The 14,452-nt window shown below is 56.7% G+C and carries 8 protein-coding genes; 6 read left to right on the forward strand and 2 right to left on the reverse strand.

All coding sequences use genetic code 11. The features are described from left to right. The first annotated feature begins 249 nt into the window (after positions 1–249). From metA to aceK, 4 genes are all read left to right on the forward strand, one after another. The gene (gene metA, locus DCH402_RS02015; protein ID WP_039999345.1) at positions 250–1,179 is read left to right on the forward strand and encodes a homoserine O-acetyltransferase MetA; all 930 of its coding nucleotides are present in this window, start codon (positions 250–252) and stop codon (positions 1,177–1,179) included. A gap of 303 nt (positions 1,180–1,482) precedes the next feature. Continuing rightward, entirely contained in the window at positions 1,483–3,081 is a 1,599-nt protein-coding gene (gene aceB, locus DCH402_RS02020; RefSeq protein WP_039999346.1) for a malate synthase A, read from the forward strand. 23 nt (positions 3,082–3,104) lie between these two features. Next, entirely contained in the window at positions 3,105–4,412 is a 1,308-nt protein-coding gene (gene aceA, locus DCH402_RS02025; RefSeq protein ID WP_039999347.1) for an isocitrate lyase, read from the forward strand. A gap of 78 nt (positions 4,413–4,490) precedes the next feature. Next, on the forward strand, positions 4,491–6,248 hold the full coding sequence (gene aceK, locus DCH402_RS02030) for a bifunctional isocitrate dehydrogenase kinase/phosphatase (RefSeq protein ID WP_039999348.1): 1,758 nt from the start codon (positions 4,491–4,493) through the stop codon (positions 6,246–6,248). A 6-nt stretch (positions 6,249–6,254) separates the two neighbouring features. Here aceK and iclR read toward each other — a convergent pair whose 3' ends face one another. Then, positions 6,255–7,085, reverse strand: coding sequence for a glyoxylate bypass operon transcriptional repressor IclR (gene iclR, locus DCH402_RS02035; RefSeq protein WP_039999349.1), 831 nt, complete (start codon positions 7,083–7,085; stop codon positions 6,255–6,257). 164 nt (positions 7,086–7,249) lie between these two features. Here iclR and metH point away from each other — a divergent pair, with 164 nt between their 5' ends. Further along, on the forward strand, positions 7,250–10,933 hold the full coding sequence (gene metH, locus DCH402_RS02040; RefSeq protein ID WP_039999351.1) for a methionine synthase: 3,684 nt from the start codon (positions 7,250–7,252) through the stop codon (positions 10,931–10,933). 77 nt (positions 10,934–11,010) lie between these two features. On the opposite strand, the gene DCH402_RS02045 is transcribed toward metH, so the two are convergent. Beyond that, positions 11,011–12,450, reverse strand: a complete 1,440-nt coding sequence (locus DCH402_RS02045) for a DASS family sodium-coupled anion symporter (RefSeq protein ID WP_039999353.1) — start codon at positions 12,448–12,450, stop codon at positions 11,011–11,013. A gap of 318 nt (positions 12,451–12,768) precedes the next feature. On the opposite strand from DCH402_RS02045, the gene DCH402_RS02050 reads away from it, so the two are divergent. Beyond that, complete coding sequence (locus tag DCH402_RS02050; RefSeq protein ID WP_039999354.1) at positions 12,769–14,415, forward strand: Na/Pi cotransporter family protein; 1,647 nt, start codon at positions 12,769–12,771, stop codon at positions 14,413–14,415. Positions 14,416–14,452: the final 37 nt, after the last annotated feature.

The following is a 14,452-nucleotide window of genomic DNA, read 5'->3' on the forward strand; positions in this document are numbered from 1 at the left end:
TACTCGTTTTTCCTTCGTTTATTTGTTTCCCCCCTTGTCGCCATGCCTGGCAATAAATTTATTTAAATCAATAATTTATTTTTGTGATGTCATTGTTATGCTAAAGATGGATATACAAATCTAATTTCTTATGAAAGATTTTCAACCAGAGGGTTATGTACTCGACATTACTGCAGAAAGTCGCTATCTTCAGCAGCCTAGAAGGCTAAACGTATAAACGTATAAACGTATGCAGTGAGGTGTAAGGTTATGCCAATCCGGGTTCCTGATGAGTTACCAGCTGTCAGTTTCTTGCGCAATGAAAACGTCTTTGTGATGACGTCTTCCCGAGCGAAAACACAGGAAATTCGTCCGTTGAAGGTGCTGGTGCTTAACCTGATGCCAAAGAAGATCGAAACGGAAAACCAGTTCTTGCGGTTGCTGTCGAATTCCCCCCTACAGATAGATATTCAACTGTTGCGGATTGATAGCAGAGAGTCGAAGAACACGCCGACTGAGCATCTCGACAACTTCTATTGTGACTTTGAAGATATTGAGCATGAAAATTTTGACGGGCTGATCGTCACCGGTGCGCCATTGGGATTGGTCGATTTTTGCGATGTGGTGTACTGGCCGCAGATTGAACGAGTCGTCAACTGGGCTAAAGAGCACGTCACTTCCACTCTGTTTGTGTGTTGGGCGGTCCAGGCCGCGTTAAATGTGTTGTACGGTATTCCCAAGCTGACTCGTGACATGAAGTTGTCCGGTGTGTATTCACACCATACGCTGCAACCCCATGCTTTGCTGACGCGTGGTTTTGATGAAACGTTTCTGGCTCCGCATTCGCGCTATGCGGATTTCCCTTCCGATGTCATCCGGCAATACACCGATCTGGATATTCTGGTGGAATCTGAGGCAGCGGGTGCTTATTTGTTTGCCAGCAAGGATAAGCGCCTGGCATTCGTGACTGGGCACCCCGAGTATGATGTGCTGACGTTGTCTGGCGAGTACTTTCGCGATTGCGATGCCGGCCTTAATCCGGTGATCCCGGTAAATTACTTCCCGGATGATGACCCCCAGAAAACGCCGAGAGCGACCTGGCGTAGTCACGGGCATTTGCTGTTTGCCAACTGGCTGAATTATTACGTTTACCAGATCACGCCATTCGATTTGCGTCATATGAATCCGACGTTGGATTGATTTCCGCTCCATTCTCTCCCGTCAGGCGCCTCACGGCGCCTTTTCTTTTTCCTGTTGCTATTGCGGCGACATCTCCCATTCTGACCTTTGCTAATGCATGGAATGCATTTCTCTATTTCAAATAACTTTAATTTCAAACTAATCATATGGTTGTTTTTAATTTAAATTAAAAATGGAAATTGTTTTTGATTTTTAATTTTGTTGGATTAGGCTTAGTGCTGTTGGCTGAAAAACGCTCGGATTAAGTTCACAGATTGAGCAGTCGATGAGACGAAGGTAGCGGGGCAAAAAAGGAACGACGACATGACACAACAGACGATAAGCAGGGAACTGGTATTCACCCATACATTGGGTGATGCAGAACAGCAGATTCTGACGGCGGATGCGGTGAATTTCCTTACGGCGCTGGTTAGCCGCTTTACATCGCAACGCAATCACTTGCTGGCGGAGCGTCAGGAGGTACAAGGCCGGATCGATAGCGGTGAGTTACCGAGTTTTATTTCGGAAATGGATTCCATAAAAAATTCAGACTGGAAAATTCGAGGTATTCCATCTGACCTGTTGGATCGCCGGGTAGAGATTACCGGCCCGGTGGAACGCAAAATGGTGATTAATGCCTTGAATGCCAATGTCAAAGTCTTTATGGCGGACTTTGAAGACTCGCTGGCGCCCAGTTGGTCAAAGGTGATTGAAGGGCAAATTAACTTGCGGGATGCCGTGCGCGGCACCATTACCTATACCCGTGAGGCGGGAAAGATTTATCAGCTCAAACCCAACCCGGCGGTGTTGATTTGCCGGGTGCGCGGCTTGCACCTGCCGGAAAAACACGTGCTGTGGAATGATGAGCCCATCCCCGGCAGTCTGTTTGATTTCGCGCTCTATTTTTTCCACAACTACCGCCTATTGTTGGCAAAAGGCAGCGGCCCTTATTTTTATTTGCCGAAAACCCAATCCTGGCAGGAGGCCGCCTGGTGGAGTGACGTGTTCAGTTATACCGAAGATCACTTTGGCCTGACGCGCGGCACCATCAAAGCCACCGTGCTGATTGAAACCCTGCCGGCTGTGTTCCAGATGGACGAGATCCTGTACCACCTGCGCGACCACATCGTCGGGCTGAACTGTGGGCGTTGGGATTACATCTTCAGTTATATCAAAACGTTGAAAAATCATCCGGATCGGGTATTGCCAGACCGGCAGTCGGTAACCATGGACAAGCCGTTCCTGAGCGCTTATTCGCGTTTGCTGATCAAAACCTGTCACCGACGCGGCGCGTTGGCGATGGGCGGAATGGCCGCCTTCATTCCCAGCAAAGAGGTGGAACGCAACGCCTGGGTGCAGGAGAAAGTCAGGCAGGACAAGGAACTGGAGGCTCGCAATGGTCATGACGGCACCTGGATCGCCCATCCCGGCCTGGCTGATACGGTGATGCCGGTGTTCGATCGCCTGCTGGGCGGGCGTTCCAATCAACTGGATGTGTTGCGCGAAGACGATGCGCCGGTGACCGCCGACGAACTGCTGGCACCTTGTCCGGGAGAACGTACCGAAGCCGGTATGCGCGCCAATATCCGCGTGGCGGTGCAATACATCGAAGCCTGGATTTCCGGCAATGGCTGCGTACCGATTTACGGGTTGATGGAAGACGCCGCCACCGCGGAAATCTCCCGTACCTCAATCTGGCAGTGGATCCACCATGGCAAAACCCTCAGCGATGGCCGCGTGGTGACCAAAGCGCTGTTCCGCCAGATGCTGGCCGAAGAGATGCAAGTTATCCGCGGTGAACTGGGCGATACCCGCTTCGACGGCGGTCGTTTTGAGGAGGCCGCCCGATTGATGGAACGCATCACCACGCAGGACGCGTTAATCGATTTTCTCACCTTACCCGGTTACGACTTACTTGATTAATCCTGTTTAAAAAAGGAATCGCTATGAGCACCTCTCGTACCCAACAAATCGAGCAACTGGAACAAGAGTGGACAACCCCGCGCTGGGAAGGCATCACCCGCCCGTATCGCGCTGAGGACGTAGTCAATCTGCGCGGGTCGGTGAACCCTGCCTGCACACTGGCACAACTGGGGGCGGAAAAGCTGTGGAAGCTGTTGAATGGTAAGTCGCGCAAAGGTTATGTCAACTGCCTTGGCGCACTCACCGGCGGGCAGGCGTTGCAGCAGGCGAAAGCCGGGCTGGAGGCGGTGTATTTGTCCGGCTGGCAGGTGGCGGCGGACGCCAACCTGGCCGCCAGCATGTACCCGGACCAGTCGCTCTATCCGTCTAACTCGGTGCCGGCGGTGGTGCAGCGTATCAACAATACCTTCCGACGTGCGGATCAAATCCAGTGGGCTAACGGCATCGGGCAGGATGACCCGCGTTATACCGACTATTTTTTGCCGATCGTCGCGGATGCTGAAGCCGGTTTTGGCGGGGTGTTGAATGCGTTCGAGTTGATGAAATCGATGATTGAGGCGGGTGCCGCCGCCGTCCACTTTGAAGATCAACTGGCGTCGGTGAAGAAATGCGGGCATATGGGCGGCAAAGTGCTGGTGCCGACGCAGGAAGCGGTGCAGAAACTGGTGGCGGCCCGGCTGGCGGCGGACGTGCTGGGCGTGCCGACGTTGCTGGTGGCGCGTACCGACGCCGATGCAGCCGATTTACTGACCTCGGATTGTGATGATTACGATCGGGACTTTGTTACCGGTGAACGTACGGTGGAGGGGTTTTATCGCACTCGCGCCGGGGTGGAGCAAGCGATCAGTCGCGGGCTGGCCTACGCCCCTTACGCCGACCTGGTGTGGTGTGAAACCTCAACGCCGGATCTGGCGCTGGCACGACGTTTCGCCGAGGCGATTCACGCCCGTTTCCCCGGTAAATTGCTGGCCTATAACTGTTCGCCGTCGTTCAACTGGAAGAAGAATCTGGATGATCACACCATCGCTCGTTTTCAGGATGAACTGTCGGCAATGGGTTACAAATACCAGTTCATCACGTTGGCGGGGATCCACAGCATGTGGTTCAACATGTTCGACCTGGCACATGCCTATGCGCAGGGCGAAGGCATGAAGCACTATGTGGAGAAAGTGCAACAGCCGGAGTTTGCGGCTATTGGGCAAGGCTACACCTTCTCCTCTCATCAGCAGGAAGTGGGCACCGGCTATTTCGACAAGGTAACCACCCTGATTCAGGGAGGCGCGTCGTCTGTGACCGCGTTGACCGGATCGACTGAAGAACAACAGTTCTGACGCGGGGTATCCGCACTATCGCGGCCAGCCTGGTGCTGGCCGCGTGTCGTCATGTCGATGGCCTGAGAGGAGCGTTGGATGAGTCGGGGACGGGAAAAACTGGTGGCACAGACCATTCTGCAAGGGTTCGATGCGCAGTATGGCCGGTTTCTGGAAGTGACGGCCGGCGCGCAGCAGCGTTTCGAACAGGCGGACTGGCATGCGGTGCAGCAGGCGATGAAGCAGCGTATCCAGCTTTACGACCATCATGTCGGGCTGGTGGTGGAGCAACTGGGCTGCATTACCGACCGGCAGTGCTACGATGCGGCGTTTGTCGCGCGGGTCAAACAGATTTATACCGCGCTGTTGCCGGATTATCCGCGCTTCGAAATCGCGGAAAGCTTTTTTAATTCGGTGTATTGCCGGCTGTTTCATCACCGGGAACTGACGCCGGATAAACTGTTCGTGTTCAGTTCGCAACCGGCGCAGCGCTTTCAGGAAATTCCGCGTCCGCTGGCGCGCACCTACCAGCCCGACAACGGCTGGCCAGCGATGTTGGAAGCGGTGCTGACCGCCTTGCCGCTGCGGTTGCCATGGGAAGATTTGGCGCGGGACATCGATTATATCGTGAGGTCTTTGCGGGAAATCTTCCCGATGGCATCGTTAGCCAACGCCTCGCTGCAGGTCGCCAACGAACTGTTTTACCGCAACAAAGCGGCCTGGCTGGTGGGCAAGCTGCGTTTACCGGGCGGCGTGTTCCCGTTTTTGCTGCCGATTCACCACAACGAGCGCGGCGCGTTGTTTATCGACACCTGCCTGACGCGCCACGCGGATGCCAGCATCGTATTTGGTTTCGCCCGTTCCTACTTTATGGTTTACGCCCCGTTGCCGTCGGCGTTGGTGGCCTGGCTGCGTGAGATTTTGCCGGGTAAAACCACCGCCGAGCTGTATCTGGCGATCGGTTGTCAGAAGCATAGCAAGACCGAGTACTACCGGGAGTACCTCGATTTCATCGCCAGTACGCAGGAGCCGTTTATTATCGCACCGGGCGTGAAAGGGATGGTGATGCTGGTGTTCACGCTACCGACCTTCGATCGGGTATTCAAAGTGATCAAGGATCGGTTTGCGCCGCAAAAAGAAGTCAGCGAGGTGCGGGTGCGGGAGTGCTATCGGTTGGTGAAAGAGCATGACCGTGTCGGACGTATGGCGGATACCCAGGAGTATGAAAATTTCGTGCTGGAGAAAGCACGCATCAGTCCGGAACTGCTGGCGGAGCTGTGGCGGGAAGTGCCGGACAAACTGGAAGACCTTGGCGATCGGCTGGTGATACGCCATCTGTACATGGAACGGCGCATGACACCGCTGAATCTCTATCTGGAGCAGGCCAGCGGGCAGGCGCTGCGCGACGTCATTGAGGAGTACGGCAACGCTATCCGGCAACTGGCGGCAGCCAATATCTTTCCCGGCGATATGCTGTTCAAAAACTTCGGCGTTACCCGCCACGGCCGGGTGGTGTTTTATGACTACGACGAAATCTGCTACATGACCGAGGTGAATTTTCGCGATATTCCGCCGCCGCGCGATCCGGCGGATGAACTGGCGGCGGAACCCTGGTACAGCGTCGGGCCGAATGATGTCTTTCCCGAGGAGTTCCGCCGGTTTCTGTGTAGCGATCGCCGTTTGCTGCCGTTGTTCGAAGAACTGCACGCCGACCTGTTTCGGGCTGAATATTGGCGGGCGTTGCAGCAACGGATCCGCAGCGGTCATATCGAGGATGTCTACGCTTATCGGCGCAGAAAACGCTTTAGTTTGCGTTATGCCGACCCGGTGACGCCAGCCGATGCGCTGACGTCATGACGCCGCTTAGCGCGCGCCGCCGTACTGGTAGGTGATCTCTTTCGCCGCCTTAATCACCAGCGCCCCCAGTTCGGTGATGCGATTATCGGTGATGCGGGATATCGGCCCGGAGATGGAGATGGCGGCAAACGCTTCGTGGTGCTCGTCCAGAATGCAGGCGGCGACACAACGCAAGCCTAGTGCGTGCTCCTCATCGTCCAGCGCGTAACCCTGACGGCGAATCGCCGTCAGATTTTCTTTCAGCGTTTGGGCATTCAAGGTCTGTGGGGTGTAGCTGTGCAGCCCTTTGCGGTGCAACAACTGGGTGACTTTCTCGTCCGGCAGCATGGCGAGGAACGCTTTGCCGGCGCCGGATGCGTGCATCGGCAGTTTGCCGCCGATCGGCGCGGACATGCGCATCAGCGCGGTACACTGCACCTGATCGATGATGATGGCCTGATAGTCGGTTTGGTCCAGCACGGCCAGATTCACCGTTTCACCGGAACTCTCCATCAACTGGCGCAGCATCGGGTGTACCAGGCTGAGCAGATTGCGGCTTTGCAGAAAGCTGCTGCCGACAATAAACGCATGGGTGCCGATGGTCCATAATCCCAAATCACCGACCTGACGTACAAAGCCTTGTTGTTGCATGGTGGTCAACAGCCGGTGAGTGGTGGAGTTGGGCAAACCCGCCTGCTGGGCCAGGTCGGTCAGCGCGATGCTGCCGTTGGCTTTAGCGATGTATTCCAGCAAGGTCAGCCCGCGGGTCAGCGACTGCACCTGTCCGGCCGGTTGCGCAGGGCTGGCGGCGGCAGCGCGAGGTTTTTTACCACGTTTGGCGGGTTCGGGGGGCGTCATCATCGGTTTCCTTTTTCATATCATGGAATCGATTTTCGTTTTTTTAGCGCAGAATGCAACCGTCTTATCAGGCTGTTTTATCAACCGTGAGCTGCGCTGGCGCAACGTACTCTTGTGCTAGGATAAGAATTCGCACAGACGAGGGTGATAACGAGAATAAGATGATGGCAAATCGTTTACAGGCATTACAACAGCAACTGGCGCAGCGCATTATGATCCTGGACGGCGGCATGGGGACCATGATCCAGAGTTACCGTCTGCAGGAAGAGGATTACCGCGGCGAGCGCTTTGCCGACTGGCACTGCGACCTGAAAGGCAATAACGACTTGCTGGTGCTGAGTAAGCCGGAGGTGATCACCGCCATTCATCACGATTATCTGGCGGCGGGCGCGGATATTCTGGAAACCAACACCTTCAACGCCACCCGCATCGCCATGGCCGACTACGAGATGGAGGCGCTGTCGGCGGAAATCAATACCGTCGCCGCCCGGCTGGCGCGCGCCTGCGCTGACGAGTGGACGGCACGTACGCCGGAGCGCCCGCGCTATGTCGCCGGGGTGCTGGGGCCGACTAACCGCACCGCGTCTATCTCGCCTGACGTGAACGACCCGGCGTACCGTAATGTCAGTTTCGACCAACTGGTGGACGCGTACCGTGAATCGACCCGCGCGCTGGTTGAAGGCGGCGTTGACATCATCCTGATCGAAACCATTTTTGACACCCTGAACGCTAAAGCCGCCATTTTTGCGGTAGAAACCGAATTCGAGGCGCTGGGCGTCACGCTGCCGGTGATGATCTCCGGCACCATTACCGATGCTTCCGGCCGTACCCTGTCCGGGCAGACGACCGAAGCGTTTTACAATTCGCTGCGCCATGCCCGGCCGCTGTCGTTCGGGCTTAACTGCGCGTTGGGGCCGGACGAACTGCGCCAGTATGTGGCGGAGCTGTCGCGCATTGCCGAATGCTACGTCACCGCTCACCCCAACGCCGGCTTGCCGAATGCTTTCGGCGAATACGATCTGGATGCGGACGAAATGGCGCGTCAGATCGGCGAATGGGCGCAATCCGGTTTCCTGAATATTATCGGCGGATGCTGCGGCACCACGCCTGAACACATCGCCGCGATGGTCAAAGCCGTTGAGGGTGTCGCGCCGCGTGCCTTGCCGACGTTGCCGGTGGCCTGCCGCTTGTCCGGGCTGGAACCGCTGAATATCGGTGACGACACGCTATTCGTCAACGTTGGCGAGCGTACCAACGTTACCGGTTCCGCTAAATTCAAACGCCTGATTAAAGAAGAAAAGTACAACGAAGCGCTGGACGTGGCGCGTCAGCAGGTGGAAAGCGGCGCACAAATCATCGACATCAACATGGACGAGGGCATGCTCAACGCCGAAGCGGCGATGGTGCGTTTCCTGAATCTTATCGCCGGCGAGCCGGATATCGCCCGCGTGCCGATCATGATCGACTCCTCCAAGTGGGACGTGGTGGAGGCCGGGCTGAAGTGCATTCAGGGCAAAGGCATCGTTAACTCGATTTCGATGAAAGAAGGCGTAGACGCCTTTGTCCATCACGCCCGGCTGGTGCGCCGTTACGGTGCCGCTGTGGTGGTGATGGCGTTTGACGAAGTGGGGCAGGCGGATACCCGCGCGCGCAAAATTGAAATTTGCCGCCGTGCTTACCACATCCTGACCGAAGAGGTCGGTTTCCCGCCGGAAGATATCATTTTCGACCCGAACATTTTTGCCGTCGCTACCGGCATTGAAGAACACAACAATTATGCGGTGGACTTTATCGAGGCGTGCGCCGATATCAAAGCCCAGTTGCCGCACGCGCTGATTTCCGGCGGCGTGTCTAACGTGTCGTTCTCGTTTCGCGGCAACGAGCCGGTGCGCGAAGCGATTCACGCGGTGTTCCTGTATTACGCTATTCGCAACGGCATGGACATGGGTATCGTCAACGCCGGTCAGTTGGCCATCTACGATGATCTGCCCGCCGAGTTGCGTGACGCGGTGGAAGACGTGATTCTCAACCGGCGCGACGACGGCACCGAACGGTTGCTGGAGATTGCCGAGAAATACCGGGGCAGTAAATCCGACGACGACGGCAACAAAGGCGCGGCGGAATGGCGCGGCTGGCCGGTGAGAAAACGGCTGGAATACGCGCTGGTTAAAGGCATTACCGAATTTATCGAGCAGGATACCGAAGAGGCGCGAGCCCAGTCAGCACGTCCCATCGAAGTGATCGAAGGGCCGTTGATGGACGGCATGAACGTGGTCGGCGACCTGTTTGGTGCCGGTAAGATGTTCCTGCCGCAGGTGGTGAAGTCGGCGCGAGTCATGAAACAGGCGGTGGCGTACTTGGAACCGTTTATTCAGGCCAGCAAAGAGCAGAGCTCCAGCGCCGGTAAGATTTTGCTGGCGACGGTGAAGGGTGACGTGCATGACATCGGTAAGAACATCGTCGGCGTGGTGTTGCAATGCAACAACTACGAAATTATCGATTTAGGCGTGATGGTGCCGACCGACAAGATCCTCAAGACGGCGCGTGAAGAAAACGTCGATATCGTCGGCCTGTCGGGGTTGATTACCCCGTCGCTGGATGAAATGGTCAACGTCGCCAAAGAGATGGAGCGCCAGGGCTTTACGTTGCCGCTGCTGATTGGCGGGGCCACCACCTCGAAGGCGCACACCGCGGTGAAGATCGAGCAGAATTACAGCGGCCCGACGGTATACGTGCAGAATGCGTCGCGCTCGGTGGGCGTGGTGTCGGCGCTGCTCTCGGATACGCAACACGACGACTTTGTGGCGCGCATCCGCAAAGAGTATGAAACGGTGCGCATCCAGCACGGCCGTAAAAAGCCGCGCACACCGCCGGTCTCACTGGAGGTGGCGCGCGATAACGCCATGCCGATCGACTGGGAAAGCTATACGCCGCCGGTAGCACATCGCCTTGGGGTACAACCGGTGACCGCCAGTATCGAGACCTTGCGCAATTATATCGACTGGACGCCGTTCTTTATGACCTGGTCGTTGGCGGGCAAATACCCCAACATTCTGGAAGACGAGGTGGTGGGCGAAGAGGCCAAACGGTTGTTTGCCGATGCGAATGCCATGTTGGATACCCTGTCTGCCAGCGGTATGCTAAACCCGCGCGGGGTGGTAGGGCTGTTCCCGGCTAACCGGGTAGGCGATGACGTTGAAATCTATACCGATGAGCGCCGCACTGAGGTACTGACCGTCAGCCATCACCTGCGTCAGCAAACCGAAAAGACGGATTTCCCTAACTACTGTCTGGCGGATGTGGTGGCGCCGAAAGCCAGCGGCAAGCCGGATTATCTCGGCGCTTTCGCGGTCACCGGTGGTCTGGAAGAGGACGAACTGGCGGCACAATGGGAAGCGCAGCACGACGACTACAACAAGATCATGCTCAAAGCGCTGGCGGACCGGCTGGCGGAAGCATTCGCCGAGTACCTGCACGAGCGGGTGCGCAAGGTCTACTGGGGGTATGCGCCGAATGAAAACCTCGGTAACGACGAACTGATCCGCGAAAATTATCAGGGCATCCGCCCGGCACCGGGCTACCCGGCTTGCCCGGATCACACCGAGAAAGCGACCATCTGGCAACTGCTGGATGTGGACAACACCGTCGGCATGAAACTCACCGAGTCTTACGCGATGTGGCCGGGTGCGTCGGTGTCCGGCTGGTACTTCAGCCACCCGGACAGCAAGTATTTCGCCGTGGCGCAAATCCAGCGCGACCAGGTGGAAGACTACGCGGTTCGCAAGCAGATGCCGATAGAGGAGATCGAGCGCTGGCTGGCGCCGAATCTGGGGTATGACGCAGACTGATTAAGCCGGATCGACAACAAAAAACAGGCCGGTTTTCCCCGGCCTGTATCGTTTGGTTTTTCTGATACTCAATCGGCTCAATAAAGGCCGATGGTTTTCCACCACAGCAAGCCAACGGACATGAAGATCGCCTGATTGATTAGGCTGATGACAAAGCCGGTGCGCCACCAGACGGCGGTAGGCACGTAACCGGCGCCGAACAGAATCGGGCCGCGGGCGTGGGTGTACTGCGTCAGCGAGCAGTACAGGCTGCTGGTGAACGCCAGCATCAGCGCCATCGGTGCCGCCGGGATGTGCAGGTTAATGCCCACGCCGAGGAACACCGCGTACAACGCCGCGATTTGCGCGTTGCCGCTGGCGAAGAAATAGTGGGTATAGAAGTAGGCGGCGTTGAGCAACAGCAGCACCAGCACCCAACTGGTGTCTTGCATCAGGTGGCCGATGCTGTTGCCGATCAGGTCGCCGAACCAGGTGGTGAAGCCCAGCTTTTTTAACTGGTTGGCCATCATCAGCAGCGCGGCGAACCAAATCAGCGTATCCCACGCGCCTTTCTCGCTCTTAATGTCTTCCCAGCTTAATACACCGGTCAGCAGCAGGAAGGAGAGGCCGACAAAAGAGGCGGTAGTCGCGTCGACGCCCAGCAGATCGCCGAAAATCCACAGCACCAGCAGAATCACCACCGTGGCGGCCATCAGCCACTCGCCGCGCGACATGCTTCCCATTTTTTCCAGTTCGCTGACCGCCAGTTTCGGCGCGTCCGGCGTATGGCGGATTTCCGGTTTCGCCAGCACATAGACGCACAGCGGCACCAGCAACAGAGAAATCACGCAGGGAACGATAGCCGCGACAAACCAACTCCCCCAGGTAATGGTGACGCCGGCGTTGGCCGCCAGTTTCACCGCCAACAAGTTACCGGTATAACCGGTCATGAACAGCGCGGCGGTGACATCGTTAACGTTGCCGATACAGGTCACCAGAAAAGTACCGATCTTGCTGCGGGAGGCGTCATCCGGTCTGGAATCGAAGCTGCGGGCCAGCGAGTCGGCAATCGGATAAATTACCCCGCCGCAACGGGCGGTGTTGCTGGGCATAGCGGGCGACAGCACCAGGTCGGCGAACGCCAGGCCGTAAGCCAGCCCAAGCGTGCGTTTGCCTAACAGGCGGATCATCTGCAAGGCGATACGACGGCCCAGACCGGTTTTGATAAAACCACGGGCAATCATGAACGCCACCACAATCAACCAAATCAGTGAACTGTTTAAGTCGCTCAATGCGGTTTGAATGGAGGCGCTGGCGGCGTAAGTCAGCGCGAACAAGGTAATACTGATGATGCCGATGGCGCCGATCGGCAATACATTCGCCACAATGCTGACAATCGTGGCGACAAACAGTACGGCAGAATGCCAGGCGGCGGGTTTCAGCCCGCTGGGGGGCGTCAGTTGCCAGAAGAAGGCAGCCACAATCACAATGACGATCAGTGCCAGCCAGTTCAGGCCATATGCGGTTTTAGTCTTCATCCGTATTTCCTTGGCTCAGGTCTGAAGCGGATGCCGTCGCCGGTGTCGGGCGAAGCGGCTGATGGAAGAAGCATAACGCCGGAAATTCACAGCGTGCGGGAAATACGCTCTGTTCTTGATTTAGGCCGTGATTTTAAAAAATTTACGCTTATTTACGCCCGTCAATCCACATAAGAACAGATAAGATATCGGTAAGATGTCAGACTCAAGGCCGGACGCAAGTTAGGGCGTTCACTTGGTTTTGGGGCAGGAAGCCTATTTTTTTATCGTAATGGTTTTAACTATCGTAATGGTTTTAACTGAAGGAGGCCCGGTTCTGTGTTGACGCTGTTGAACTTGCTGTCTGCCATCGCGCTGCTGGTCTGGGGGACGCATATTGTTCGTACCGGGATTATGCGGGTATACGGCGCCCGTTTGCGCCGTACCATCAGCGATAGCGTGAGCCGTAAGCCGCTGGCTTTTCTCGCCGGCATCGGTGTGACTGCGCTGGTGCAGAGCAGCAACGCCACCGCGCTGCTCGCTATCTCTTTTGTCTCGCAAGGGTTAATTGCGCTGGCGCCGGCGTTGGTGATTATTCTGGGGGCGGATGTCGGCACCGCATTGATGGTGCGGGTGCTGACGTTTGATCTCAGTTGGCTGTCGCCATTGCTGATTTTCCTTGGCGTGGTGTTTTTCCTCAGCCGTAAGCAGACGCGCGCCGGGCAGTTAGGGCGCGTTGCCATCGGGTTGGGATTGATTTTGCTGGCGCTGGAGCTGATTGTGCAGTCGGCAACGCCGATCACCCAGACCGCCGGGGTGAAGGTGGTGTTTTCCTCGCTGACCGGCGATGTGATGCTGGATGCGCTGATTGGCGCGATATTCGCCATTGTGAGTTATTCCAGCCTGGCCGCGGTGCTATTAACCGCCACGCTGACGGCCAGTCATGTGATTTCGCTGGATGCGGCGCTGTGTCTGGTGATCGGCGCGAATTTGGGCAGCGGCATTGTGGCGCTGGCAAATGCCAGTGCGCAGGGGCCGGCGGCGCGACAGGTAGCGCTGGGGAGCATGTTCTTCAAACTGATCGGCAGCCTGCCGGTGTTGCCGGCCATCGGTTATCTGGCTGATTTGATAGAAACGGTGCCCTTGCCGGATGCGGAACGTGTGATTTATTTCCACCTGTTTTACAACCTGGCGCGCTGTCTGCTGTTGTTGCCCTTTGCCGAGCGGATGGCGGAGTTGTGCAGCAATCTGGTGCGGGTTGAGCCGGAGCTCGACCCTCGGTTGCGCCCTCGCCATTTGGATGTCAGCGCGTTGGATACGCCGACGCTGGCGCTGGCTAACGCGGCGCGGGAAACGCTGCGCATTGGCGACGTGATCGAACAGATGCTGAAAATGTTTCAGGATACGCTGCAGGGCAACAACCCGCAGGCGCGTGAAATCCGCAAACTGGATGACGACGTGGATGTGCTCTACAACGCCATCAAGCTCTATCTGGCGCAGATAGAAAAAGCCGGATTGCATGAGCGGGATTCACGGCGTTGGGCGGAAGTGATTGAAATGGCTCTCAATCTGGAACAGGCCGGTGATATTATTGAGCGGGTGGTCTGCGATCTGGATGCCCATGCGCCTGACGGGTTGCGCGGTTTTTCGACCGCCGGACGGGACGAACTCAACACCTTGTACGAACAACTGATGAGCAACCTGCGATTGGGGATGTCGGTGTTCCTCTCGGCGGATGTCACCAGCGCCAGACGCCTGCGTCGCGCTAAACACCGTTTCCGTATTCTGAACCGTCGTTATTCCCATGCACATGTTGACCGATTGCACCAGCAGAACATCCAGAGCCTGGAAACCAGCTCGCTACACCTTGGTTTGTTGGGGGATATGAACCGGCTGAATTCGCTGTTCTGCGCGGTGGCTTACAACGTGCTGCTGATGACGGAAGACGAGGACGAAGGGCGGGAAGAGTCCTCGGCGTCGGCGTAGCGCCTGATAACGGCAAAGCTAAAAAAACCGAAACCCT

The organism is Dickeya chrysanthemi NCPPB 402, from assembly GCF_000406105.1.
Taxonomy (GTDB): Bacteria; Pseudomonadota; Gammaproteobacteria; order Enterobacterales; family Enterobacteriaceae; genus Dickeya; species Dickeya chrysanthemi.